We start from the raw sequence: 24321 nt of genomic DNA, 5'->3' as shown, positions 1-24321 counted from the left end.
AAATCCCCGTAAATTTGGGGATGTCCGTCAGAAAAACGCAAAGTCCGCTTACAGGAACTTGTGTTTTTCCGTGACAGTGCGTACCGCAGGCGTGGCTAGGCCGCTTGCCACAGCGACGCTGGCGGGTGGGCTTGTACCCAGTCGCACGCCTGGTCATAGGCTTGCGCCAGCCGCAACACATCCAGGTCGCCCTGCGGCGGGCCGATGAGTTGCATGCCCATCGGCAGGCCCTGCGGGCTGAAGCCCACCGGCACGCTGATCACCGGGCAGCCCGCCAGCGTCCACGGCGTCACGGTTTCCATCCAGCGGTGATAGGTATCCATGGCGCGCCCGGCAATGTGCTTGGGCCAGTCCAGCGTGGCGTCAAAGGGAAACACCTGCGCCGACGGCACCGCCAGGAAATCGACCTCTTCAAACATGCTCAGCACCGTCTGGTACCAGGCGCTACGTTCCTGCGTGGCCTGATAGACCTCGTGCGCGGTCATGCCGTCCAAGCCTTCCACTTCCCAGATCAGCGCGGGCTTGAGCAGCTTGCGCGTTTGCGGGTCTTGAACCAGCGCATGGAATTGGCCGCCCACCATCAGGTGGCGATGCGTCAACCACATGCGCCACAGCCGGTCGCCCGCGAACGGCACCTGGTAATCAACGACGTCGCAGCCCACGGTATCCAGTGTGGCCAAGCCTTGCGCACACACGTCCAGAATGCCCGGCTCCAAGGGCAGGTAACCGCCCCAGTCGCCCAGCCAGCCGATGCGCTTGCCGCGCGGGTCCGCGTCTGATGTGGCGTCCAATGCCGTGGCGAACTGCGCGGGGTCGTCGCGCAACGACAAGGGCGAACGCTTGTCGTGCCCCGCCATCACCGACAGCAGCAGCGCCACGTCGCGCGGCGTGCGGCCCATTGGCCCTTCATACGACAGTTGCTTCAGGAACACTTCGGGCGACGGCCCGAACGGCACGCGCCCCGCCGACGGCCGCATGCCGTACACGTTGCAGAACGCAGCCGGGTTGCGCAGCGAGCCGCCAAAATCGCTGCCGTCGGCCACGGGCAGCATGCGCGCAGCCAGCGCCGCCGCCGCGCCGCCGCTGCTGCCGCCCGCCGTCTTGGATGGGTCGTAGGGGTTGCCCGTGGTGCCATAAACCTGGTTGTAGGTATGCGAGCCCAAGCCGAATTCCGGCACGTTGGTGCGGCCGATGAAGATGGCGCCCGACGCCCGCATGCGCTCGACGATGATCGAATCGTGCTGTGTGACCTGGTCCTTGTAGACCAGCGAGCCCATCGACGTGACCATGCCGCGCACGGCCGTCAGGTCCTTGGGCGCCTGCGGCATGCCATGCATCCAGCCCAGCCATTGGCCCGCATCCAGTTGCGCGTCGCGCTCGGCGGCTTCGCGCAGCAGCGCATCGGCGTCGCGGCGGGCGACGATGGCGTTGATCTTCGGGTTGACGCTGTCGATGTGCGCCAGATACGCGCGCATGACCTCGACACAGGACAGCTCGCGGCGCCGGATCGCGTCCGACAAGGCATGCGCCGGCATGGCGACGATGGGGTTCAGGCTGGCGGCGTCGGTCGGCGTGGCGAGGGGCATGCGAGGGTCTCCGGAATGTCTTGGTCGTTGTCAGGCTGGCGCGTTGGCCAGTTCACCCAGACGACATACTACGCAAGCTGGGCGGGGCCAGCACTACCCTTGCGGAAACAAATGCTGCGCCAGGTGGTCGATGAACACGCGCAGCTTGGGCGACGCGTGACGGCTGGCGGGCCACAGCGCCCACATCGTGCCGCCGCCCCGCGTGCGGTCTTCCATGACGAGTTGCAATTGCCCCGCCGCCAGCTCGCGGCGGATCGTGAAGTCCGGCAGGCAAACAATGCCCTGCCCGCCCACGGCCAGCGCAAGCCGCGTTTCCACGCTGTTGCACACCAGCGTCAAGGGCAGTTCGGGCGCCTGGGCGTCCGGTCCCAGCTTGAACGGCCATTTTTCCAGACGGCCCGTGGCCGGATAGCGGTAATGCAGGCAGGCATGGCGCATCAGGTCGGCCGCGCGCTTGGGCGTGCCGTGCTGGCGCAGATAGTCGGGCGATGCCGCCAGCACCCGGCGAAACGCGCCCAGGCGGCGGCGCTTCAAGCCGGAGTCGTCCATGTCGCCCGAACGGACCACGGCGTCGTAGCCTTCGCCGATGACGTCCACCATCCGGTCGGTGAAATCCAGGTCCAGTTCCACGGCGGGGTACTGCCGCATGAAGCTGGCGATGCTGGCGTCGTACAAGCCGCTATAGCGCGGCAGGCTCACGCGCAGCTTGCCCTGCGGTGCGTCGGACGCCGCCGACAATTCCAGTTCAGCCGCTTCGACCTCGCACAAGATGCGGCGGCAGCGATCCAGGAATTTTTCGCCTTCCGGCGTCAACGCAAGCTGGCGGGTGCTGCGATGAAACAGCCGCACTTTCAAGCGCGCTTCCATCCGCGCAATGCTCTTGCCCACCGCCGACGGCGACACCCCCAGCACGCGCCCCGCCTCGGCAAAGCTGCCCGCTTGCGCCACCAGCACGAACACCCCTATGCCGCTCAGGCTATCCATTCACCACGCTCCAATGCGGACATCCACGTCCGGAATGTTAGGAATCCTAGCCTATTTTTCTTTTATGCCGGGGCTCATAAGCTGGCCATCCCTTTTGTATTCCCTGATGTGCGTCATGCCTACCCCCGACCTTTCCACCCCCTTTCCAGCCCCCCGCCACCGTTGGCTGCAACTGCTGTCGGCCTGCCTGACCGCGTTGTTGATTCCGCTGTGCTTCACCGGCCCCGCCGTGGTGCTGCCGTCCATCAGCCACGACCTGGGCGGCACGCCCGTGCAACTGAATTGGATCTTGAACGGCTACATCCTGGCCTACGGCAGCGTGATCATGGTGGCGGGCAGCCTGACCGATCTGGTGGGGCCTCGGCGGGTGTGGCTGCTGGGCCTGGCGATGTTTTGCGTCACGACCTTCGCCATTGCGTTCGTGCCCACGACCGGCTGGATCAACTTTATGCGCTTGATGCAGGGCGTGGGCGGCGCGGCCGCGTTTGCCGCGGCGATGTCGTCGCTGGCGCCGCTTTTCCATGGCGTGGCGCGCACCCGCGCGTTCAGCCTGTTGGGCACCACCTTCGGCATCGGCTTGTCGTTCGGGCCGCTGGCTTCCGGCTGGATGGTGCAGGTGGCCGGCTGGCAGTGGGTGTTTCTGTCCACGGGCGTGGTGGGTCTGCTGGGCGCCGTCATGGTGGCCATCAGCGTGCGCCCCACGGCAAGCGTGGCGCAAGGCCGGCTGGACTGGCCGGGCGCCATCAGCTTTACCGGCGCGCTTGGGCTGTTCACCTACGGCATCTTGCTGGCGCCCGAGGCGGGCTGGACGGACGCTCACGTCGTCGGCGCGCTGCTGGCTTCCGTGCTGCTGGCCGTGGCCTTCGTGCGTATTGAACGCCGCGTCGCCCGCCCCATGCTGGACCTGAGCCTGTTTCGCAGCCCGCGCTTTGTGGGCGTGCAGGTCTTGGCGGCGTCGCCGGCGTTTCTGTTCATCGCGCTGATCGCGCTGCTGCCCGGCCGCTTCATCGGCATCGACGGCTACAGCGCCTTGGAAGCCGGGCAACTGATGATCGGCCTGGCCGCGCCCTTGCTGGTCGTGCCGTTCCTGGCCGCGCTGCTGACGCGCTGGTTCCGCCCTGGCCTGCTGTCGGCCATCGGACTGATCGCGGTGGCGGCGGGCTTGATCTGGCTGGCCGACGTGATGGCCGCGGGCGCGGCGGGCCTGTGGATGCCCATGCTGTTGATCGGCTGCGGCATCGGTCTGCCATGGGGTTTGATGGACGCCATGGCGGTCAGCGTGGTCGATGCGCGCAACGTCGGCATGGCGACCGGCATCTTCAACACAGTGCGCGTGTCGGCCGACGGCGTTGCCATCGCGGTACTGAGCGCGCTGCTGGCGCTATTGATCCAGACGCAGTTGTCGGCCTCACTGTCGGCCTCACTGCCGGCCACCCTGCCCGCCCCCCAGCCCGGAGTCCAGGTCGAAGCACAGTCAAACGCACCACAAGCTCAAGCCCTGGTGATGGCCGCCAACCGCGCGGCGCTGGGCCAATTGGACGAAGCCGCCGCACTGCTGCCGCACGCAACGGCCGAGACCATGCCACTGCTGCACGACGCCTATGACAGCGCCTTTCGTCACGTGCTGCATGCCCTGGCCGGCATCGCCGTGTTGACGGCGCTGTGCATCACCCTGCTACTGGGCCGGCGCGAAACGGTCGCGGCGCGGCTTAGTCCACCCGCCACCAGCTAGGAAGCAGCCCGCGCACCTTGGCGCGGCGGTAGCGGTCGTCAATCAGGTGCACCGTGCCCACATCGCTTTCGGTACGGATCACGCGGCCGGCCGCCTGCACCACCTTTTGCATGCCGGGGTACAGATAGGTGTAGTCGTAGCCGTTTTCTTCGCCGTAGCGCAGGTCCATCGCGCGCTTCATGTTTTCGTTCACGGCGTTCACTTGCGGCAGGCCCAGCGTGGCGATGAAGGCGCCGATCAGCCGCTTGCCAGGCAGGTCCACCCCTTCCGAGAACGCGCCGCCCAGCACCGCAAAGCCCACGCCCTGGCCGGTTTCGGTAAAACGCGCCAGAAACCCTGCCCGGCCCGCTTCGTCCATGCCCGGCGTTTGCAGCCAGATGGGCACCGTCGGATGGCGTGCGCGCATCAGGTCCGACACCTGGCGCAGGTAGTCAAAGCTGCTGAGAAAGCCCAGGTAATTGCCCGGGCGTTCCGCGTACTGCGTGGCGATCAGGTCAACAATGGGCGCCAGCGAACGCTCGCGGTCGCGATAGCGGGTGGACACATTGCCCACCACGCGCACCGCCAGTTGCTCGGCCTGAAACGGCGCGGCCACGTCTATCCAAGGTGTTTCGTTGGGCAGCCCCAAGGTGTCGCGATAAAACTGCTGCGGGCTCAAGGTGCCCGAGAACAGCACGGTAGCGTGCGCCGCCGCATAGCGCGCCGCCAGGTAAGACGCGGGGATCACATTGCGCACGCACAGGGTGGACGGCCGGGTCTTGGCGCTGGCCACGCCCACGTCCGACAGCGTCACATCAAACAAGGCATGCGAGCCGAACTGCTCGGCCAGACGCATGAATTGCAGCGCCTGGAAGTAGAACGTCAGCACCGGGTCGTCTTGCGGCAAGGGGGACTCGGCCATGTATTCCATGATGGCGCCCACCGCTTTCTGCACGGCCGCCAGCACACCCGGCGCCACCGCGTCATACGCTTGATAGCGTTCTGCCTGCTTCTTGTTCAGCGCATTCCACGACCGCTGCAAACCATCCAGCGGCTTCTTCAAGGCCTTCGGCGCGGCATAGCGCGCCGCCGACAACGAGGCCTGATCCAAGTCCCCCGTGTACATGCGGCGGGCGCGGTCAACCAGGTTGTGCGCCTCGTCCACCAGCACCGCCACCTTCCATTGGTAGGCCTGCGTCATGGCGTACAGCATGGCCGACGAATCGTAGTAATAGTTGTAGTCGCCCACCACCACGTCGCTCCAGCGGATCAGCTCTTGCGACAGGTAGTACGGGCAGATGCTGTGTTCACGAGCCACGGCGCGCACCGTGGGCGCGTCCAGCCGTGCGTGCTGCACCGCTGCCTGACGCGCTTGGGGCAAGCGGTCGTAAAAGCCCTGCGCCAAGGGGCAGGAATCCCCGTGGCAGGCCAGGTCCGGATGCTCGCAGGTTTTATCTCGCGCCTGCAAGTCCAGCACGCGCAAGCCGGGCGCGGCGGGCTGCCCGTTGACCGTGTCCAGCGCTTCAACCGCCAGCGCCCTGCCCGAGCCCTTGGCCGCCAGGAAGAAGATTTTGTCCAGGCCAGTGCCGGGGCTGGCCTTGAGCATGGGGAAGATCGTACCCAGCGTCTTGCCGATACCGGTGGGCGCCTGCGCCATCAGGCAGCGCCCATCACGCGCCGTGCGGTACACAGCCACGGCCAGATCGCGCTGCCCGGCACGGAATTCACCATGCGGAAACGCCAGCTTTTCCAGCGCCGCATCGCGCGCCTGCCGATGCGCGAGTTCGGTCTTGGCCCATGCCAGGAAGCGGTCGCACTGTTCCTGGAAGAACGTTTGCAGCGCGGCGGCGTCGTGCGTTTCCGTAAGCACCGTTTCTTCCTCGGTGACCACGTTGAAATACACCAGCGCCACGCGCACCTGTTCCAGCCCGCGCGCTTGGCAAAGCAGATGCCCGTAGACCCGCGCCTGCGCCCAATGCACCACGCGATGGTTCTCGCGCACGCTGTCCAACTGACCTCGGTACGTCTTGATCTCTTCAAGCTGATTAGCCACGGGGTCATAGCCATCGGCGCGCCCCCGCACCAGCAGGCCTTCATGCTGGCCGGACAAGGACACCTCGGTCTGGTAGTCAGGCCCGCGCCGCCCCGTCACGACCGCGTGCCCCGCCATGCCCTCCACCCCGCTTGGCGCGGGCGTGAAGCGCAAGTCCAGGTCACCGGCCCGCGCCGTGAATTCGCACAGCGCGCGCACCGCCACGGCGTAGCTCATGCCGCGCCCTCCTGCCACGTAACGTGGCAAACGCGGACCGGCATGCCGTGCGCCACGCAGTATTGCAACCAGCGGATCTGGTTGTCTTGCAGCTTGTCGCCGGGGCCTTTGACTTCAATGAGCTCATAGCGGCGCTCGGCCGGCCAGAAGCGGATCAAGTCTGGCAGGCCTGACCGGTTGGTCTTTACGTCACGCAGCAGGCGAGTAAAGACCAGCTTCAGGTGCGCGGCGGGCAGGCAGTCCAGCGCCTGGGTCAGCAAGGTTTCGGATAAGGCGCCCCAGAACACAAACGGCGACTGCACGCCCGCCTTGTCGGCGTAGCGTTGCAGGATCAGGTCGCGATAAGCCGGTGTGTCCAACTGCGCCAGGCAATCGGCGAACAGCGCCTGGCGTCGTTCGTGAAAATCCGGCGCGTCCAGGTCGGCCGGGCCACGCTGGAACGGGTGAAAGAACGCGCCCGGCAAGGGCGCGAACACGGCCGGCCAGCACAGCAGGCCGAACAGGGAATTCAGCAGCGCGTTCTCCACGTAATGCACGGGCGCATCGTCTTGATGCAGGTGGTCGCGTGTGACGAATTCGACCGACGCCGGTGTGGCTGGCCGTTGCAGCGTCAGGTCGGTGCGCGGCACGGCGTGGGCGGGCGCGCGGGTGGGCCGGCCCTGACCCACGGCGCGATACAAGCGCGGCAGCATGCGGGCCACGCGCTGGCTTTCCTCTTCGCTTTCGGGCGCGTCGCGCGCTTGCAGCGCCAGGGTTAAAGCCTCGTCATACCGCGCCATGCGTTCATGGACGCGAATGCGACGATGGCGCGCGCCGGGGTAGGCGCAGTGTTCATAGGCCGCTTGCGCCGCTGCCCAATCCTGCGCGCGTTCACACGCCTGGCCGATCCGCAGCAGCACCTTGGCGCGACGCTTTTCCAGCCAGGCGTTCTGGCTGACGCAGCCTTGCACCATGGCCAGCAAAGCGGCAACGTCCGCGCCGTCATCCAACGCCGTGCGGCACGCATGTAATTGCAGATAAGCATCCACGTCTGCCCGCGTCTGGAACGCGCGCGACGAGGCATCAAACAGCACGGTCTCGTACTGGAACACACCCAGGTCGGCCAATACGAACTCCGACCAGTCCTGGTGCAGATTGCCGAAGAACATCAGCCGGAAGCGTTCGCAAAGATCGCCGACCATGACGCGCCAGACGGGTTCTTGCGAACCCGGAAACCATTCGGCGTATGGCCGGGGGGTGTCGTGCGCGACGCGCAGGGCGTCCAGAAGATCGGCTTTGCGGGCGGAGGGTTTAAGGGGCAGATCCAAAGCCAGCCGGCAAAGTTCCGGCTTGGTATGCAGGCCGAACAGTTCGTCCAGCGACATCGGCGCCAGCGCGTCCAGCCAACCCAGCGCCGCGAGCGGCGCGGCCGCATCCACCGCGCCGCCGATTTCCTCATAGACCAGCCGGCTGGCACGAAACCACGGCCCACGGCGCATCAGCATGCGCACCATCAAGGCCTGCGAGGCTTGCGGCAGGGCCTGAAAGTCAGCCAGAAAACGGTGCTCGTCAGCGTCCAGCAGGTCGACATAGCGGTCGCCGACCCACGCCAAAGCGCGCTGGAAATTGTGCAAGTAGTAGTAGCGGTGCGGGGGAAACATCGGCCGGGCTGGATAGCTGGTTTTTTATCCAGTAATCATAGCAGGCGGCCCGGCGTCGCACCGGGCCATTTTTGCCACTATTTTCAGCGTTGCACGTGCGGCACGATGTTCAGCCCTTCCTCTGGATCGGGTTCGACAAAGTAGGCGGTGATGGCGTCGTACTGCGCGTCCGAGGTGGAAAACGCATGGGTGCCGGCGGCATTGCGGGCGCGCAACCGCGCCTTGCACAGCGCATCGGACGCCTGCAAATAATGCAGCTGATGCGGGCAACCCGCTTGCCGCGCCACCTCAAGCAACCATTGCCGAGCCGGGCGCGTGTTGGCGGGAAAGTCCAGCACCACCGACACCCCCGCCCCCACCACTGCCGCCACATGGCCGCCCATGGCGTCGCGCAGCCGCTCGGCGCAACGCGCGTAGTCCGCGATGCCCTGGATCTCGCCGGGATACAGCGCCGCCAGCCAATGGTCTTCGCTGATCAACAGCGTGCCGGGTTGCGAGGCAAGCGTCGCGGCCAATGTGGACTTGCCCGCGGCGATCTTGCCGCAGAGAAAGTGCAAGGTGCCGGGTAACGAGGACGAAGGTGTCATGCAAGGCTCTCCTGGAGCGTGTGCCTGGCGAGCCAACAAAAAACCCGCCGGTTGGCGGGTTTATGTAGCGATATGCCGATGCGCGCTAACCCACCTTGGTACCAAGGAGGCTAATAATCACGGCGAAGGCGGTCAGGGGGCGGCGCATGGGCAAGAGATTGCGCTTGGCGCGAATTCTTGTCAATGGCCGCCCACCCAACACCACCTTATCGCGCCGGCTGCGCTGCCGCGCCCACGTCTTTGCGGACCTTGGCCACATCCGACGCGCTGACCGCCGCGCCCTTGTTGCCCCAGCTTGACCGCACGAAGGTCACCACATCGGCGACTTCCTTGTCGGTCATGCGCCAGTCAAAGCCAGGCATGGCGTAGGCGGTGGGGGCCGCCGTCGTGCCCGGCATCTGCGCACCCTTGAGCACGATGTGGATCAGCGACGTCGGGTCCGCCGAATTCACCGTCGAGCTCAGCGCCAACTGCGGGAACGTTTCCGTGTAACCCTTGCCGGTGCTGCGATGGCAGGCCGCGCAGTTGTTCAGGAACGCCATGGCGCCGTCGCCCTTGTCCTTGCCCGTGCGCAGCGCCTGCGCCACGGTTTCGTCATAGGCCAAGGGCTTGTTGGCGGCATCCTTGTTGACCGGCGGCAAGCTCTTCAGATACACGGCGATGGCGTTCAGGTCGTCGTCCGTCAGATGCTGCGTGCTGTCTTGCACCACCTGCGCCATGCCGCCAAATGCGGCCGAATGACCGTTGCGGCCCGACTTCAGGAAGACGGCAATGTCTTCCTTGGTCCAGCTACCCAGGCCGTCCACGACGTCGCCGCGCAGGTTCTTGGCCAGCCAGCCTTCCACCACGCCGCCCGACAGGAAGGCCGAGCCGTCCGCGTCGCTCAGTGCTTTTTCCTGCAAGGCAAAGCCGCGCGGGGTGTGGCAGGTGCTGCAATGCCCCAGCCCTTCAACCAGGTACTGGCCACGCAGCAGCGCCGCGCGGTCCGCGCCCTTCAGGTCGCTGGCGGCCGGGCCGTTGACGACGTCGGGTGCGAACATCCAGCGCCACACGGTCAGCGGCCAGCGCATCGACATCGGCCACGAGATATCCGTGTCCTTGTTTTCCTGCTTGACCGGCTCGACCCCATGCATGAAGTACGCGTACAGCGCCTTCACGTCTTCGGGCGTGACCTTGGCGTAGGCGGTGTAAGGCATGGCCGGATACAGCGAATGCCCATCCTTGGCCTTGCCATGGCGCACGGCCTGGTCGAAGTCCTCGTACGTGTAGTTGCCGATGCCGGTTTCTTTATCGGGCGTGATGTTGGTCGAATAAATCGTGCCCAGCGGCGATTCGATGCCCAATCCACCGGCAAAGGGCTTGCCGCCCCCAGCCGTGTGGCAGGCAATGCAATCGCCGGCGCGCGACAGGTATTCGCCCTGCTTGATCATCTGGGCGTCGTTCGACGCGGGCGTGCCGTCCGCCGCGAAAGCGGTGCTGGCGACCAGGGCCGAGAAGGCCGCAACAATGGTTTGCTTCAACATTGTTCCGTCTCCTTAAGCCTGGACCAGCGGGCCGGGGTTCTTCAGGTACTGATCGCGGATGGCCTGCGCGGCCCAATAGGCCAAGGCGCCCACCAACCCGGTCGGGTTGTAGCCCATGTTCTGCGGGAACACGCAGGCGCCCATCACGAACACGTTCGGCACATCCCAGCTTTGCAGGTACTTGTTGACCACGCTTTCCTTGGGGTTCGAGCCCATGATCGCGCCACCCGTGTTGTGCGTGCTTTGGTAGACGCGCGTGTCATAGCGCGCGCCCTTCTTGCGCACCGCCACGAAGTGCTTTTCCGGGTTCATGGCCTTGGCCACGGTCTCCATGCGCTTGCCCATGTAGCCCAGCATGTCGAACTCGTTGTCGTGCCAGTCGAACGTCATGCGCAACAGCGGCTGGCCGAAGGCGTCCTTGTAGGTCGGGTCCAACGACAGGTAGGCGTCGCGGTACGACATCACCGAGCCCGAAATGCCGATCGTCATGTAGCGCTGGTAGGCATCTTGCACGCCGGCCTTCCAGGCCGTGCCCCACGACGGTGTACCCGGCGTGGTGGGCGTTTGCTTGATCGGCCGGCCGCCGTAGCGCACGTGGCGGATGCTGGCGCCGCCCACGAAACCCAGCGGGCCGTGGTCGAACTGGTCGCCGTTCAAATCGTCCATGCCGACGCCGCCCGCGCCCGTGCCCACGAAGGGGTTCAGTTGCGTGCCCTTGGGCAACAGCACGTTGACCGCGCCGTTCATCTGGTAGGCGTAGTTCTTGCCGACCACGCCTTCGTTCGTCTTGGGGTCATACGGCTTGCCGATGCCCGACAGCAGCAGCAGGCGCACGTTGTGCATCTGATACGCCGACAGGATCACCAGGTCGGCCGGCTGGTCGATCTCTTGACCTTGCGCGTCGATGTACGTCACGCCGACGGCCTTCTTGCCGGTCGAATCCAGGTTGACCTTGATCACTTGCGCATGCGTGCGCAGTTCGAAGTTGGTCTTCTTCAGCAGCACCGGCAGAATCGTCGTCTGCGGCGATGCCTTGGAATACATGTAGCAGCCGTAGTTTTCGCAGAAGCCGCAAAAATTACAGGGTCCCAGTCGCACGCCATAGGGGTTGGTGTACGGGGCGGAAGCGTTGGCCGCGGGCGTCGGATAGGGGTTGAAACCCACCTCGCGCGCGGCCTTCTCGAACAACTGCGCGCCGTAGGTGGTGGTCAGCGGCGCCAGCGGGAATTCCTTGCTGCGCTTGCCTTCCAGCGGGTTGCCGCCTTCCACGATCTTGCCGTTCAGGTTGCCGGCCTTGCCCGACGTGCCGCACACGTATTCGAACTTGGAGAAGTACGGTTCCAGTTCGTCGTAGGTGACGCCGAAGTCCTGGATGGTCATGCCTTCCGGGATGAAGCTCTTGCCGTAGCGCGTTTCGTAGCGCGTGCGCAGTTCCAGCTCTTCGGGCAGCACACGGTAGTGCATGCCGTTCCAGTGAAAGCCCGCGCCGCCCACGCCCGTGCCCAGCAGGAACGAACCGTTCTGCCGATACGGCACGGCCACATCGTCCACGCCATGGCGGATGGTCACGGTTTCTTTCGACAGGTCCTGGAACAGCTTGCCGCGCACCGAATACGCCAGCTCGTCGATCACCTTGGGGTACTCGGCGTCCTTGGGGGTGTCTTGCATGCCGCCGCGTTCCAGCGCCAACACGTGCAAGCCCGCTTCGGTCAGCTCTTGGCCGAGGATCGCGCCGGTCCAGCCGAATCCGACCAGTACCGCATCAACTTTGTCTTTCTTGATTGCCATGATTGATTAACCCTTTTCCCCAGAGATCGACACGGGGCCATAGGGGTACTTGACGTTGGGCTGGTCGGCCCAGTCCATGTAGTCGGCGCGCGCGCCGGGAAAGCCCACCATCTTCCAGCCCACCATGTTCTTGTTGCCGCCGTACATCGGGTCGGCAAAAAAGCCTTCTTTGGTGTTGGCCAGCAGGAAGCTGAAGAAGGTGGATGCGGGAACGGCTTCCAGCTTGATCTTGTTGCCTTGCAGGTCTTTCAGGATCTGTTCCTGCAAGGGCTTGTCCAGTTCGGCGTAGACCTTGCCGTGCGTTTTCACGCACCAGGCGTTGCAGGCTTCAATGCCGTGGCGATAGACCTCGCGCGGGTTTTGGTTCAGCTGATAGCCCAGTTCAGGCACCTGGTCGGTGTGGAACGGGCCTTGCATGTACCAGAGCTTGCCGTGGCCGAACGGCGTTTCCATCTGACGGTCGATGAATTCCGGCACACCCGCTTCGATCGCGCCCGGACCATATTGGTCGGCGGGGATCAGGTGATCCACCGCGGCAACGATGAAGTCCCATTCGGGCTTGGTGAAATAGGTGGGTTCGTAGGGCTTGGCCGCCGCGGCGGTCTTGTCGTCCGCGGCGTTGGTACAGCCAGTGGTCAGCGCGCCAACCGCCAATGTCGACGCGGGCACGATCGCCAACGCCTGAAGAAACCGACGACGCGGCTTTGCATCATCTGTCATAGACATCTCCGTGAATATTCCAAGTTGTCCTAGCGCGCTACCGAACATGAACCCTGGAAACACGAACTGCCGAGCTAGTGACAACACGCTCTGTACTTCAGAAAAATTTGAACCTGCTCTTCAATGGGGACGTAAGAGAAGGTGCTGGCATTATGCGCTTATTCATGCATCTGATCTGCTTGTAGGACCAGATCAGATTGAATTTATTGACATGGAAAAGTGTTTTGCTTTAAGGACAAAGTAAGAAGCCCGCAAAAGCGGGCTTTTCTGACAGTTAGGTGAACGAATTCTGTATATTTCGCGGTTGGAACACCAAGGACGGCAGGCATGAACGACAAGACGAAGATCTGGAAAAGTTCGACGACAACACGCAGTTGGAGTTCCACCACGAACTTGACGCCCGAGCAGCAAGAGAACATCGAAGAACTGCTGGGCGGGAAGCTGGGCAGCGTCAGCGTGCAAGAAAAATGGAGCTACGCCGGCACGGAAAACGGCGAAGCGTTCAAGGTCGATATTGACAACGGCGCGGTCACCGTCAACGGCCGCCACTACGACAGCCTGGACGACGTACCGCGCGCGGAACGCGAACGCATCGAGTCGCTGCGCGACGGCGAAGGCATGAAAGGCCTGTGGGACATGCTGAAAAACGCCGGCGTGCAGATCGAAGACCTGCCCGGTGATCACGCGGCGCGCGCAGGCAAGCCTGCGTTCACGATTGAGACGGACAACGGCAGCGCGGACGCTATCGCAAGCGCACCGGCGCGCCCCCTTGAGGCCGCCGAAATTGCGCGCGCAAGTGCCGACCCAGCCGCGTCCCCCGGGGCCGTTCCCAAGAGCGGCGGGCTGCGCCGCGCATTGTTGATCGGCATTGCCGTGGGATTGGCGCTATGGGTGGCGCGGGCGTTGAATCTGTTCTAGCAGGCGCGGCGGCGGCTAAGCGATCACGCCCACCGTTCACGCCAACCGTTTCAAGCTGACCGTTTCAAGCCAACAAGCGCTCCAGTTGCCGTTGCGCTGACGGCGGCGCCCGCATGCCATCCTTGGCGACGTTCACGTCCAGCACCACCCGGGCCACCTCAAGCAAGCCGTCATCCACGTCATACCCACCTTTGGCCTTCAACCAATCCAGCACGGGATACAAGCGCCAAATAGACGCCTTGCCTTCATGCACCGGCGAGGGAAAGCTGTCTGAATACGCAAGCATCAGCTTGCGCATGTTCTGGCGCGACATGCCCATCAACTCGGCCACATCCGTCAGCCCCACGTAGTCAGGGCCGGCTTCGATCAAGCGCGCGGAAGGAATCGCGCGCTTCACATCCGCCAATGCGCCATGCACCGCCGCCCGGGCGCTGTTGGCCTCTCGCGCGAATTCAAGCGCCAATCGTCCAGGCTGCCCCGATCCGACCAGGGCATCGTCGCAACCTGCTTCGGCCAGACGGCCGATCAGGTCGTCAAGCGACTCTTCGGTTTGGCCCAACCGATATCGCAAGGTGAAGGTGTATTCCACTGTTAGGGCTCCCGACGGGATAGGGTTCTAGTCTGCTCAAGATGCGCAGTGCATTGATTCAGTACGCGGCGCAGCAAACGTGCATGGCTATCGGCGTTTCTCGGTGTGCTCCACACGCTGGCGATACAAAACTCACCACGACGGCAATCTTGATCGTTGTAGGGGCAATAGATGCGGCCCCACGCATGACCACTACCAAGCCTCACGCGCCAACCTTGTTGCTCTGCGTGACGCAACACCGATTCAATCTCTTTCTTTGGATGTGATGAACGAACCATGTAAGCCCCCAGTATTCAATCGATCGGCAAGGTTGTCAACTGACAACTAATGGCAATCGACATTGATGCGTACGGGTTGGCTGCCACCCGTTTACGCCAAAGGCTTAATTCTCCGTTGCTCGCCGTGAAAACAAGGGATGCTTGGATCCTTCATTCAGTCTGATACGGCGCCCGTCACCCCCGCCGCGCGTAGCACCCCAGGAACATCTCCACCGCCGAATCAGCCACGCGCTTACGCTCTGCTGCGCTCAATGGCGCTTGCCCCAGCGTGACCTGCGGCCAGAAGGCAAAGCTCTTGACCAGCCCCTGCAACTGGTGGCCGGCGAACTCAGGGTCCACATCCACTAGCCGTCCGTCCTGGATCGCCGCGCGTATCCACGCCGTTTCGCCACCCTCTTTCTCGCCCATGCGGCACACGATGGCCTGGGCGCGTTCGGGGGAATGGATGATTTCAGCCATGGCCACGCGCGCTAAGTCGATGAAGTTGGGGTCCGCCAGCAGGTCCAGCTTTTGCATCAGCAACTGCCGCAACTGCTGATCCAGCGCCACGTCGGCCCGATACGCCAGCGCAACGCTGGCCGCGCTGCTGGCCCATAGCTCTTCAAGAATCAACGAGAACAGCGTTTCCTTGCTGGGGAAATGGTTGTAGACCGTGCGCTTGGAGACCCCAGCCACAGCGGCGATGCGGTCCATGCTGGTGGCATCAAACCCGGCTGACCGAAACTCTTCCACCGCCGCGCGCACGATGGCCTGGCGTTTGCGGTCGGTCAGGCGGAGCGGGGGATTGGGCATGAAGCGGGCTCGTTGTCAGGTGGGTGGCGCACGCGGGCGAGGTGTGCGCGTCGATGTGCGCGGCTGAAGTATGTGGCTGAAGTATGTGGCTGAAACTCGCCCCATTGGCGACGCGAAATTTTACACCGGCCAGTGTACTTTTCAGAAAATCAAAACTACACTGCGCAGTGTAATTTTTGCGCGGTGCATGTTGTATCAGCCGCAACGCCCTTGCCCCTTCCCGCTTGGAACCCTAGCCGTGACCGCCCTCACCTCTTGCCCGTCCGCCCAACCCAGCTACCCGCAGTCGCCCCAACACCATGAAGGCCGTTTCCGCAACCCGCTGCCGCGCCCCTCGCTGGGCTTCTGGCAAGGCGTGAAGCTCATGTGGACCTTCTTCTTCGCCAAGCCCCGTGGCACGGTCCCCGCGCAAACGATTCCCGTACGCCCCATCACTTTGGCCGACCTGCAAGCCGCGCCCGACCGCAGCCTGTACCGCCTGGGCCATTCGACCATCCTGATGAAACTGCGCGGCCGCTACTGGCTGACCGACCCGGTATTTTCCAAGCGCGCCTCGCCCGTCCAATGGGCCGGCCCCGCGCGCTTTCACGCGCCCCCCATTTCCATCGAAGACCTGCCGCCCATTGCCGGCGTGATCCTGTCGCACAACCACTACGACCACCTGGACCGCGCCGCCATCGACAAGCTGGCCGCCAAGACCGCCCGCTTCATCACCCCCTTGGGCGTGGGCGACCAGCTCATCGCCTGGGGCGTCGACCCCGCGCGCGTCGAACAACTGGACTGGTGGCAATCCACCGACGTCGACGGCCTGCGCCTGACCGCCACCCCGGCGCAGCACTTCTCGGGACGCGGCCTGACCGACACGGACCGCAGCCTGTGGGCCTCGTGGGTCATCCAGGACGCCGACCTGCGCGTCTTCTTCAGCGGCGACAGCGGTTACTTCGACGGTTTCAAAGCCATCGGCGACGCCTACGGCCCCTTCGACCTGACACTGATGGAAACCGGCGCCTACGACAAGCGCTGGGCCTTCGTGCACATGCAGCCCGAAGAAACCCTGCAAGCCCACCTGGACCTGCGCGGCCGCTGGCTGCTGCCGATCCACAACGGCACCTTCGATCTGGCGCTGCATGCGTGGGAAGACCCGTTTGAACGGATCGCGGCGCTGGCATCGTCCAAAGGGGTCGCGCTGACGACGCCTGTGATGGGGGAACGGGTGGCGATGGAAGCGCCTGGGGCAGGTTCCCCGTGGTGGCGAATCGGCAACGCCGCCGCTTGAGCGCTCCAGTACAATCCCGCGTTTGGCGACGTTGTGATCGCCCACCCTCTGGACCGAAGCATGTTGCGACTGACCGAAATCAAGCTGCCGTTGAACCACACGCCCGAAGAATTGCCCGCCGCGATTCTTAAGAAACTGGGCATTCCGGCTAGCGACCTGCATGGCTTCACCATCTTTTTGCGCAGCTACGATGCGCGCAAAAAGCACAATATCCTGCTGACCTATACGCTGGATATCGACGTTGAAAATGAAGCGGCGCTGCTTGCTCGTTTTCATGACGACCGTCATGTGAAGCCCACGCCCGACACCGAATACAAATTCGTCGCCCAGGCGCCCGCCACGTTGGCCAAGCGCCCCATCGTGATCGGGACCGGCCCCTGTGGCCTGTTCGCCGGCCTGGTGCTGGCGCAGATGGGCTTCAAGCCCATCATCCTGGAACGCGGCAAGGCCGTGCGGGAACGCACCAAGGACACCTGGGGCCTGTGGCGCAAGCGCATCCTGAACCCCGAGTCGAACGTGCAGTTTGGCGAAGGCGGCGCGGGCACGTTCTCGGACGGCAAGCTGTACAGCCAGATCAAAGACCCCAAGCACTACGGCGAAAAGGTCCTGAAGGAATTTGTGCTGGCCGGCGCGCCGGAAGAAATTCTGTACGTCAGCAAGCCGCACATCGGCACGTTCCGGCTGGTGGGCATGGTGGAAGTCATGCGCGACACCATCACCAAGCTGGGCGGCGAAGTGCGCTTTTCCAGCAAGGTGGAAACGCTGCAACGCGAAAACGGCCAGGTCACCGGCGTCACGCTGGCCAGTGGTGAACACATCGAAGCCGATCACGTGGTGCTGGCCATCGGCCACAGCGCGCGCGATACCTTCCAGATGCTGCATGAGCAGGGCGTGTTCATGGAAGCCAAGCCGTTTTCGATCGGCTTCCGGATCGAGCACCCGCAGTCGCTGATCGACAAGGCGCGCTTCGGCCCCAGCGCCGGCCACCCCATCCTGGGCGCGGCCGACTACAAACTGGTGCATCACGCCAGCAATGGGCGTTCGGTGTACAGCTTCTGTATGTGCCCGGGCGGCACCGTCGTGGCCGCCACGTCGGAACCGAACCGCGTCGTCACCAACGGCATGAGCCAGTATTCCCGCAACGAACGCAATGCCAACGCAGGCATCGTGGTGGGGATCTCGCCCGAGCAAGACTACCCGGAACACGTGCTGGCCGGCGTGGACTTCCAGCGCAAATGGGAATCGCAGGCCTTCGTGCTGGGCGGTGAAACGTACAGCGCGCCCGGCCAGTTGGTGGGCGACTTCATCGCGGGCAAGGCGTCGACGGAATTCGGTTCCGTGCTGCCGTCCTACACGCCGGGCGTGCACCTGACCGACCTGGCCACGGCGCTACCCGACTTCGCCATCACCGCCATTCGCGAAGCGCTGCCCGCCTTCGACAAGACCATCAAGGGCTTCGGCATGCACGACGCCGTACTGACCGGCGTGGAAACGCGCACGTCGTCGCCGGTGCGAATCAAGCGCGACAACGACACGCTGCAAAGCATCAACACCCAAGGGCTGTTCCCGGCGGGCGAAGGCGCGGGGTATGCGGGCGGGATCCTGTCGGCGGGCGTGGACGGGATCAAGATTGCTGAAGCGGTGGCGTTGAGCATCATGGGCCGCCAGGGGTAAGCAACCCCCATCGGCGGCTAAGGGTCAAGCCGGCCAAGGCGGGCCGCTACGACTTGTCCGCCTTGGCAAGTTGCGCCCGGTATTCGGGCACAGTTACGCCGCCTACCCCCCAGTTCTCCAGCTCCACCTCGTCAATCACCACGAAGGTTGACGCATGCGGCTTGCCCAGCACCTCGAACAGCAGGTCGCTGACGCCTTTGATCAGCGCCCGCTTTTGTTCGGGCGTCGTTGCCGCGGCACCGGGCGCTGTGCCCTCGCGGGTAACTTTGATATTCACGTAGGGCATGGTTGTTCTCCTTTGAACCAAACGTTGCCACGGATTGGGGGTTGGCCCTCAGGCGCCCGCCACCTGTCCACCATCAACATGCAGGATCTCGCCGGTCACAAAGCCGGCATCCTCCAGATACAGTACCGCCTGCGCCACATCGGCGATGTCCCCCAAACGCTTCATGGGGTGCAATGCCGCCAAGGCCTGATGCGTGTCGGGCGCATGCATGGGCGTCCTGATGATGCCCGGCGACACCGCGTTGACGCGAATATTCCGGGTTGCATATTCAATGGCCAGGCTACGCGTGGCGGCGGCCAGGCCCCCCTTGGTCAAGGACGCCAGCACCGACGGCACGTTGGAATTCGCGTGATCGACCAGCGTCGTGGTGATCTGCACGATGTGGCCACCGCCCTGCTTCAGCATCGCCTCCACGGCGTGTTGCGTCGTGTAGAAGAAGCCCGCCAGGTTCGTGGCAAGCATGTCTCGGTATTGCTGTTCGGTATAGGCGGTAAAGGCGTTGGCGATGAAAATGCCGGCGTTGTTCACCAGCGTGTCCACCCTGCCGAAGCGGTCCAACGCCTGTTCCACGACAGCCTTGCCCGTGGCGGGGTCACCGATATCCCCGGCGATGGTCAGGTAGTTGGGATCGTCCGACGGCTGGATTGACCGCGACGTTCCCACGACCCGGTAGCCGCGATCCAGGAATGCCTGGGCGATACCCGCGCCCAGCCCTTGCGATGCGCCCGTGACGATGGCGACTTTCCGTTCATTGCTCATGATGTTTCCTTCACAGATGGGGTTGATGTGAGAGGAACATTAGGCGTATTGGCGCTGATCGAAAATCCGCTATTCTTGCCCAATGGCTGATAAAAAACGCACAGAGCCCGACTGGCAGGACATCCGCGTATTCCTCGCGCTAGGTCGCTACGGCAGTCTCTCGGCCGCCGCGCGGGCGCTATCAACCAACCATTCGACAATTTCGCGGCGCCTCCAGTCGCTGGAAGCCACCCTGGGCGAAAAACTGGTCGAACGCCGGCCCGAAGGCTACGTCTTGACCCCCGCCGGCAGCCGCGCGCTGGCGGCGGCAAGCGACATGGAAGCCGCGGTCCACACCCTGGGACGCGCCGGTGCGGACAACGCGTTACGCGGCCTGGTCCGGGTCAACGCCCCGCCCGCGCTATCGCAGGGGTTTCTTGTCAGCCGGCTAGCCAGGCTGGGGCTGCGGCATCCCGGCATCGATATTGAGCTGGCCACCGACTTGCGCTCGGTAAGCCTTGAACGGCATGTCACCGATATCGCGGTACGGCTGGGCCGCCCCCAGGATGGTGACTTCATTGCGAAGCCGCTGGGGCACATCGCGTATGGCTTTTACGGCGATGCGGCGTGTTGCGAACGGATAGCAAGCGGCGCCGAACCGGTGTTTGTCGGCTTCGACGAGGCCAACGCCTATCTGCCCGAAGCCGCCTGGCTGGCACGGCATTTCCCTCGGGCACGTCTGGCTTTTCGGGCCAATAACCAGGCGGCGCAAGCCTTGGCGGCGCAGTCTGGCGTGGGCATTGCCCTACTGCCGCACTACCTTGGACGCACGACGCCAGGGCTGCAAGCCTGCACGCTGGATGATGCACCGCCACCGCGCGAAATCGTGTTGCTGACGCGCAGGCAAGACCGTAAAGATCCGCCCATCCGCACGGTTGTTGATTACCTGGTTGAGGTCTTCGACAACGAGCGCGCCTTGTTCGACGCCTGACTCCGCCAGCAAGGTGGCGCCAAAAATTTCCCCCTTGAAATTGCGTTGCTAAAAATCAGCAATTTTTCCGTCTGACTTGATTGAAGAAATCAATCAAACCCCACTCTTGAAGCCTGCCAACCCGCTACCACTTTTGCGCTATGGCGAGGCAGCGCAGCACAGGTTTCCCCAGCCGCAATGCCAGACGCCGTCTGAACCAGACCTTATCGGGAGACGAACATGGCAACGTATCCATTTTTCGATAGCGGCATCAGTTCCGCCCTGGACACCCTGCAGCAACTGGACAAAATCCTGCGGTCCTCGACCGCGCCTTCCAACCTGCGCTCCACCGCGCGCGGGGATTTTCCGCCCGTGAACGTGGGCGCCTGCGCCGATTCCATTGAAGTTGTGGCCTTCGTGCCCGGCGTGGATCCGGAAGCGCTTGAGGTCACCATGGAAAAAGGCCTGCTGACCATTTCCGGCGAACGGCGCGAAGAGGAACCTGCCGGGCAAACCACCCTGTATGCCCGCGAACGCGCGCGTGGCCGCTTCAGCCGCGTGGTGGAACTGCCCAGCGACGCCGACCCGGAAAACATCCAGGCGCGCTACACCGACGGCTGCCTTTGCATCTCGATCGGCAAGCGCGAATCGGCCAAGCCGCGCCTGATCTCCATCCAATGAACGCACGTTGACGACACAGGAGGACCATCATGGAAGAACGGAACCAACTGACCGCCACGCGCGGCTCGGAGTCCTTGGCCAAGGTCGCGAACGACAGCAACCGCCCCGCCACCCTGCCCGCCGTGGACATCTACGAGAACGCCACCGGCATTACGCTCTTGGCGGACCTGCCGGGCGTGTCCAAGGACAGGCTATCGATCAAGGTGCAGTCGAACGAACTGCTGATCGAAGGCGAAGCCGCGGTGCAGGTGCCGGCCGAGGTGCGGCTGGTGCACAACGAGCTGCGCGAACCGCTGTTCCGCCGCAGCTTCACGCTGGGCCATGACCTGGACAAGGACAACATCACCGCCAACTTGAAGCACGGCGTGCTGACCTTGCAGATCCCGCGCCTGCGCGAAGCGCAGCCGCGAAAAATCTCGGTCAACGTGACTTGATTTCCAGGCGGGTAGCCTTGCGCCCGGCGCATGCCGGGCGCAATATCAGGCACAACCCGGGCACAACCCAGGCACAACTGCGGCCGCTCCCGCAGCCGCGCGGTCGCGACGCATCAAGACGGTTGATAGCGTGCCGCCGCGCTGGCCATCTTGATGTCACCCAACAGCGCCTGCCGCGCGCCGTCCAAGGCCTCCCAGCGCGACGCCTCATGCAGCGGCGGGATCGTCACCGTTTCGCGCCGGTCAAAGCCAACTAGCGCGGCGTCCACCAATTCGCCCACATCCATCACTTCCGGCAGCGCGTTGATATCGATGCCCGCGCGTTGCCAGATCTCGGTGCGCGTGGCGGCGGGCAGCACAGCCTGCACATAGACGCCGGCGGGCGACAGCTCTTCGTGCAAGGCCTGCGACAGGAACAACATATAGGCCTTGGTTGCGCCGTAGACCGCCATGCCGAACTGCGGCATGAAGCCAACCACCGACCCCACGTTGACGATAGCGCCCGTGCCCGCTTGCACCAGGCGCGGCGCGATGGCGCTGGCCAGCCGCGTTGGGGCCGTCGTGTTCAACGCCACCAGTTGGCCGGCCGCCTGGGGCGTTTGCGCCACAAAGTTGCCCGTCTGCGCGGCGCCCGCGTTGTTGATCAGGATCTGGATGCGGACGTCATCGCGCAGCCTGGCCTCGACGGCTTCGATGTGGTCGTCGCGCGTCAGGTCTGCCACCAGCACGTCGACCGCAACGCCATGGTCTTGCCGCAAGCGCGCGGCCAGGGTGTCAAGCCGGGTTTGGTCGCGCGCCACCAGCACCAGATCATGGCCGCGCCGCGCAAAGCGTTCGGCATAGGTTGCGCCAATGCCGGAGGACGCGCCGGTAATCAACACTGTGGAGGAATTCATCTTGCAGCTCTCTTTGTAAGTGGGAATGGACCCCGCCGCGATGCGCAGCGGGTCAAGAGGAGTCAATGCGGCTCAGCGCACGTCAGCCAACGCCGGATAGTCGATGTAGCCTTCCGCGCCGCCGCCGTACAGCGTGGCCGGGTCCAACTGCGCCAGCGGCGCGTCCGTCTTCAGGCGCTGGACCAGGTCCGGGTTGGCGATGAACGGACGCCCGAATGCGAACAGGTCGGCATGGCCCTGGGCAAGCTGGGTAGCAGCCAGGTCCAGGCCATAGCCGTTGTTCGCGATATAGGTCTTCTTGAAGCGCCGACGCAGCGAATCGTAGTCAAACGGCGCCACGTCGCGCGGGCCGCCCGTGGCGCCTTCCACCACATGCAGATAGACCACGCCCAGCGCATTCAGTTGGTCGGCAATGTAGTCGTACTGCGCCTGCGGGTCGCTGCACGAGATGCCATTGGCGGGCGATACCGGCGAGATCCGCACGCCTGTGCGGTCAGCGCCAACCTCTGCGGCCACCGCCTGGACGACTTCAAGCAACAGCCGGGCACGGTTCTGCACCGAGCCGCCGTAAGCATCGTCGCGGTGGTTGGCGCCGTCCTTGGCGAACTGTTCAAGCAGATAGCCGTTGGCGCCGTGAACTTCCACGCCGTCAAAGCCCGCCGCGATGGCGTTGGCCGCCGCCTGGCGAAAATCGTTGACGATGCCGGGCAGTTCCTCCAACGCCAGCGCGCGCGGCGTCGACACCGGTACAAAGCCATTGTTCACAAACGTCTTGGTCTCGGCCCGGATGGCGGACGGCGCCACGGGCGCGGCTCCGTTCTCTTGCAAGTCCACGTGCGACACGCGGCCCACATGCCACAACTGCAGAAAGATCTTGCCGCCCTTGGCGTGCACGGCTTGCGTCACCTGGCGCCATCCCTCGACCTGCGCGGGCGTGTAGATCCCCGGCGTGTCTTGATAGCCCTGCCCCTGCCGCGAAATCTGCGTTGCCTCGGCAATCAACAAGCCCGCGGAGGCGCGCTGGCTGTAGTACGTGGCGGCAAACCGGCTGGGTACGAAGCCCGCCTCGGCGCGGTTGCGCGTCAGCGGCGCCATCACGATGCGGTTGGAAAGCGTCAGGGGTCCCAGTTGGTAGGGCTGGAACAAAGCGTTGTCGGTCATGGTCGGGTCCATCGAAGAGGGTTGAGCGCCAAGGCCGAAAGTGCGTGCTTGGCCTGTTGCGCTGGCGCTGGATGCGCTAACGGCGTTAATGATGATGATCAACATCTAAATCGTCAAGTACTTTGATGATGATCGACATCAATGTATATTCACGTCCTGGGCACTGCATTGATCAACGAGGCACGCGATGTGGGCCGCGAAGTGAGAAACAACGAATGAGGGACAGAGAATGAGAGTCACCAAGGCGCAGGCGCAGGCCAACCGGGCGCATATCGTCGAGACCGCATCGGCCCTGTTCCGAGAGCACGGCTACGACGGCGTGGGTGTGGCCGAATTGATGGCGGCCGCTGGTTTCACCCACGGCGGCTTCTACAAACACTTCCGGTCCAAGGCCGACCTGATGGCGGAGACGGCCGCGTCGGGGCTGTCGCAATCCCTGGCCATGACGGGCGACATGGACTTGGCCAAGTTCATCAGCGTCTACGTATCACGCGCGCACCGCGACGGGCGCAGCGCCGGTTGCACCATGGCCGCCCTGTGCGGCGACGCCGCGCGCCAATCAGACGACGTCAAGGCCACCTTTGCGGCGGGCATCGAAGACATGCTGGCCGTGCTGGGCCGGGACGACGCCGCGCCGCAGGACGCGGACCCAAAACGCGCCCGCGCCAAACGCATCGACTTGCTTGCCCACGTGATTGGAGCGGTGGCACTGTCGCGCGCCTGCCCCGATGATTCCCCGCTGGCCGACGAAATCCTGGAGGCCTGCCGCAGTGAATTGATTGCGTCCCTGACGCCGAAAGCCGCCGCTTGACGTTTCCGT

The 24321-nt window shown here is 64.2% G+C and carries 23 protein-coding genes; 8 read left to right on the top strand and 15 right to left on the bottom strand.

The features are described 5' to 3' along the window. Window positions 1-95 precede the first annotated feature (95 nt). Both M2361_RS05335 and M2361_RS05330 read right to left on the bottom strand, forming a co-directional pair. Window positions 96-1586, bottom strand: a complete 1491-nt coding sequence (locus tag M2361_RS05335) for an amidase (protein WP_259246706.1) — start codon at window positions 1584-1586, stop codon at window positions 96-98. 93 nt (window positions 1587-1679) lie between these two features. After that, window positions 1680-2570 carry a LysR family transcriptional regulator gene (locus tag M2361_RS05330; protein WP_259246704.1) on the bottom strand — a complete coding sequence of 297 codons (891 nt, stop codon included), beginning with the start codon at window positions 2568-2570 and terminating at the stop codon, window positions 1680-1682. Window positions 2571-2685: 115 nt separating this feature from the next. Here M2361_RS05330 and M2361_RS05325 point away from each other — a divergent pair, with 115 nt between their 5' ends. Continuing rightward, a complete protein-coding gene (locus M2361_RS05325; protein WP_259246703.1) occupies window positions 2686-4302 on the top strand; it encodes an MFS transporter in 1617 nt (538 codons plus the stop codon). On the opposite strand, the gene M2361_RS05320 is transcribed toward M2361_RS05325, so the two are convergent. From M2361_RS05320 to M2361_RS05295, 6 genes are all read right to left on the bottom strand, one after another. Continuing rightward, window positions 4280-6550: an ATP-dependent DNA helicase gene (locus tag M2361_RS05320; RefSeq protein WP_259246701.1), complete on the bottom strand. Its 2271-nt coding sequence runs from the start codon at window positions 6548-6550 to the stop codon at window positions 4280-4282. The genes M2361_RS05325 and M2361_RS05320 overlap by 23 nt on opposite strands. Continuing rightward, the gene (locus tag M2361_RS05315; protein WP_259246700.1) at window positions 6547-8190 is read right to left on the bottom strand and encodes a VRR-NUC domain-containing protein; all 1644 of its coding nucleotides are present in this window, start codon (window positions 8188-8190) and stop codon (window positions 6547-6549) included. The genes M2361_RS05320 and M2361_RS05315 overlap by 4 nt, the downstream gene beginning before the upstream one ends. A gap of 83 nt (window positions 8191-8273) precedes the next feature. Next, window positions 8274-8777 carry an ATP-binding protein gene (locus tag M2361_RS05310; RefSeq protein WP_259246698.1) on the bottom strand — a complete coding sequence of 168 codons (504 nt, stop codon included), beginning with the start codon at window positions 8775-8777 and terminating at the stop codon, window positions 8274-8276. A 206-nt stretch (window positions 8778-8983) separates the two neighbouring features. Then, a complete protein-coding gene (locus M2361_RS05305) occupies window positions 8984-10300 on the bottom strand; it encodes a cytochrome c (RefSeq protein ID WP_259246697.1) in 1317 nt (438 codons plus the stop codon). A 12-nt stretch (window positions 10301-10312) separates the two neighbouring features. Next, window positions 10313-12088, bottom strand: coding sequence for a GMC family oxidoreductase (locus tag M2361_RS05300; RefSeq protein ID WP_259246696.1), 1776 nt, complete (start codon window positions 12086-12088; stop codon window positions 10313-10315). A 6-nt stretch (window positions 12089-12094) separates the two neighbouring features. After that, a complete protein-coding gene (locus M2361_RS05295; protein WP_259246694.1) occupies window positions 12095-12808 on the bottom strand; it encodes a gluconate 2-dehydrogenase subunit 3 family protein in 714 nt (237 codons plus the stop codon). Window positions 12809-13135: 327 nt separating this feature from the next. On the opposite strand from M2361_RS05295, the gene M2361_RS05290 reads away from it, so the two are divergent. After that, a complete protein-coding gene (locus M2361_RS05290; RefSeq protein WP_259246693.1) occupies window positions 13136-13726 on the top strand; it encodes a hypothetical protein in 591 nt (196 codons plus the stop codon). A gap of 64 nt (window positions 13727-13790) precedes the next feature. Here the strand turns inward: M2361_RS05290 and M2361_RS05285 are convergent, their stop codons facing one another. The 3 genes from M2361_RS05285 to M2361_RS05275 all read right to left on the bottom strand — a co-directional run bounded on the left by M2361_RS05285 (window position 13791) and on the right by M2361_RS05275 (window position 15385). Continuing rightward, window positions 13791-14315 carry an AlpA family transcriptional regulator gene (locus M2361_RS05285; protein ID WP_259246692.1) on the bottom strand — a complete coding sequence of 175 codons (525 nt, stop codon included), beginning with the start codon at window positions 14313-14315 and terminating at the stop codon, window positions 13791-13793. A gap of 2 nt (window positions 14316-14317) precedes the next feature. Then, window positions 14318-14593 carry a hypothetical protein gene (locus M2361_RS05280; RefSeq protein ID WP_259246691.1) on the bottom strand — a complete coding sequence of 92 codons (276 nt, stop codon included), beginning with the start codon at window positions 14591-14593 and terminating at the stop codon, window positions 14318-14320. Between the two features lie 174 nt (window positions 14594-14767). After that, entirely contained in the window at window positions 14768-15385 is a 618-nt protein-coding gene (locus M2361_RS05275) for a TetR/AcrR family transcriptional regulator (RefSeq protein WP_259246689.1), read from the bottom strand. Between the two features lie 187 nt (window positions 15386-15572). On the opposite strand from M2361_RS05275, the gene M2361_RS05270 reads away from it, so the two are divergent. Both M2361_RS05270 and M2361_RS05265 read left to right on the top strand, forming a co-directional pair. Then, complete coding sequence (locus tag M2361_RS05270) at window positions 15573-16661, top strand: MBL fold metallo-hydrolase (RefSeq protein WP_404976274.1); 1089 nt, start codon at window positions 15573-15575, stop codon at window positions 16659-16661. A gap of 60 nt (window positions 16662-16721) precedes the next feature. Further along, window positions 16722-18335: an NAD(P)/FAD-dependent oxidoreductase gene (locus M2361_RS05265; protein WP_100856091.1), complete on the top strand. Its 1614-nt coding sequence runs from the start codon at window positions 16722-16724 to the stop codon at window positions 18333-18335. Window positions 18336-18381: 46 nt separating this feature from the next. On the opposite strand, the gene M2361_RS05260 is transcribed toward M2361_RS05265, so the two are convergent. Beyond that, window positions 18382-18621, bottom strand: coding sequence for a 4-oxalocrotonate tautomerase family protein (locus tag M2361_RS05260; protein ID WP_100856092.1), 240 nt, complete (start codon window positions 18619-18621; stop codon window positions 18382-18384). A gap of 48 nt (window positions 18622-18669) precedes the next feature. Then, on the bottom strand, window positions 18670-19380 hold the full coding sequence (locus M2361_RS05255; protein WP_259246684.1) for an SDR family NAD(P)-dependent oxidoreductase: 711 nt from the start codon (window positions 19378-19380) through the stop codon (window positions 18670-18672). A gap of 82 nt (window positions 19381-19462) precedes the next feature. On the opposite strand from M2361_RS05255, the gene M2361_RS05250 reads away from it, so the two are divergent. From M2361_RS05250 to M2361_RS05240, 3 genes are all read left to right on the top strand, one after another. Beyond that, window positions 19463-20350 (top strand): LysR family transcriptional regulator, encoded by an 888-nt coding sequence (locus tag M2361_RS05250; RefSeq protein ID WP_259246683.1) that lies wholly within the window; start codon window positions 19463-19465, stop codon window positions 20348-20350. A 219-nt stretch (window positions 20351-20569) separates the two neighbouring features. Continuing rightward, on the top strand, window positions 20570-21010 hold the full coding sequence (locus M2361_RS05245) for an Hsp20/alpha crystallin family protein (protein ID WP_259246681.1): 441 nt from the start codon (window positions 20570-20572) through the stop codon (window positions 21008-21010). A gap of 29 nt (window positions 21011-21039) precedes the next feature. After that, window positions 21040-21444 carry an Hsp20/alpha crystallin family protein gene (locus M2361_RS05240; protein WP_259246680.1) on the top strand — a complete coding sequence of 135 codons (405 nt, stop codon included), beginning with the start codon at window positions 21040-21042 and terminating at the stop codon, window positions 21442-21444. Window positions 21445-21557: 113 nt separating this feature from the next. Here the strand turns inward: M2361_RS05240 and M2361_RS05235 are convergent, their stop codons facing one another. Together M2361_RS05235 and M2361_RS05230 are read right to left on the bottom strand one after the other, a co-directional pair. Then, window positions 21558-22340 (bottom strand): SDR family oxidoreductase, encoded by a 783-nt coding sequence (locus tag M2361_RS05235; RefSeq protein WP_259246679.1) that lies wholly within the window; start codon window positions 22338-22340, stop codon window positions 21558-21560. A 72-nt stretch (window positions 22341-22412) separates the two neighbouring features. Next, the gene (locus tag M2361_RS05230) at window positions 22413-23501 is read right to left on the bottom strand and encodes an alkene reductase (protein ID WP_259246678.1); all 1089 of its coding nucleotides are present in this window, start codon (window positions 23499-23501) and stop codon (window positions 22413-22415) included. Between the two features lie 229 nt (window positions 23502-23730). On the opposite strand from M2361_RS05230, the gene M2361_RS05225 reads away from it, so the two are divergent. Then, on the top strand, window positions 23731-24312 hold the full coding sequence (locus M2361_RS05225) for a TetR/AcrR family transcriptional regulator (protein ID WP_259246677.1): 582 nt from the start codon (window positions 23731-23733) through the stop codon (window positions 24310-24312). Window positions 24313-24321 lie beyond the last annotated feature (9 nt).

The sequence above is a fragment of the Achromobacter sp. JUb104 genome, assembly GCF_024806975.1.
Taxonomy (GTDB): Bacteria; Pseudomonadota; Gammaproteobacteria; order Burkholderiales; family Burkholderiaceae_B; genus Achromobacter; species Achromobacter spanius.
Note: the sequence above shows the minus strand (reverse complement) of the source record. Positions and strands in the feature narration are given on the sequence as shown.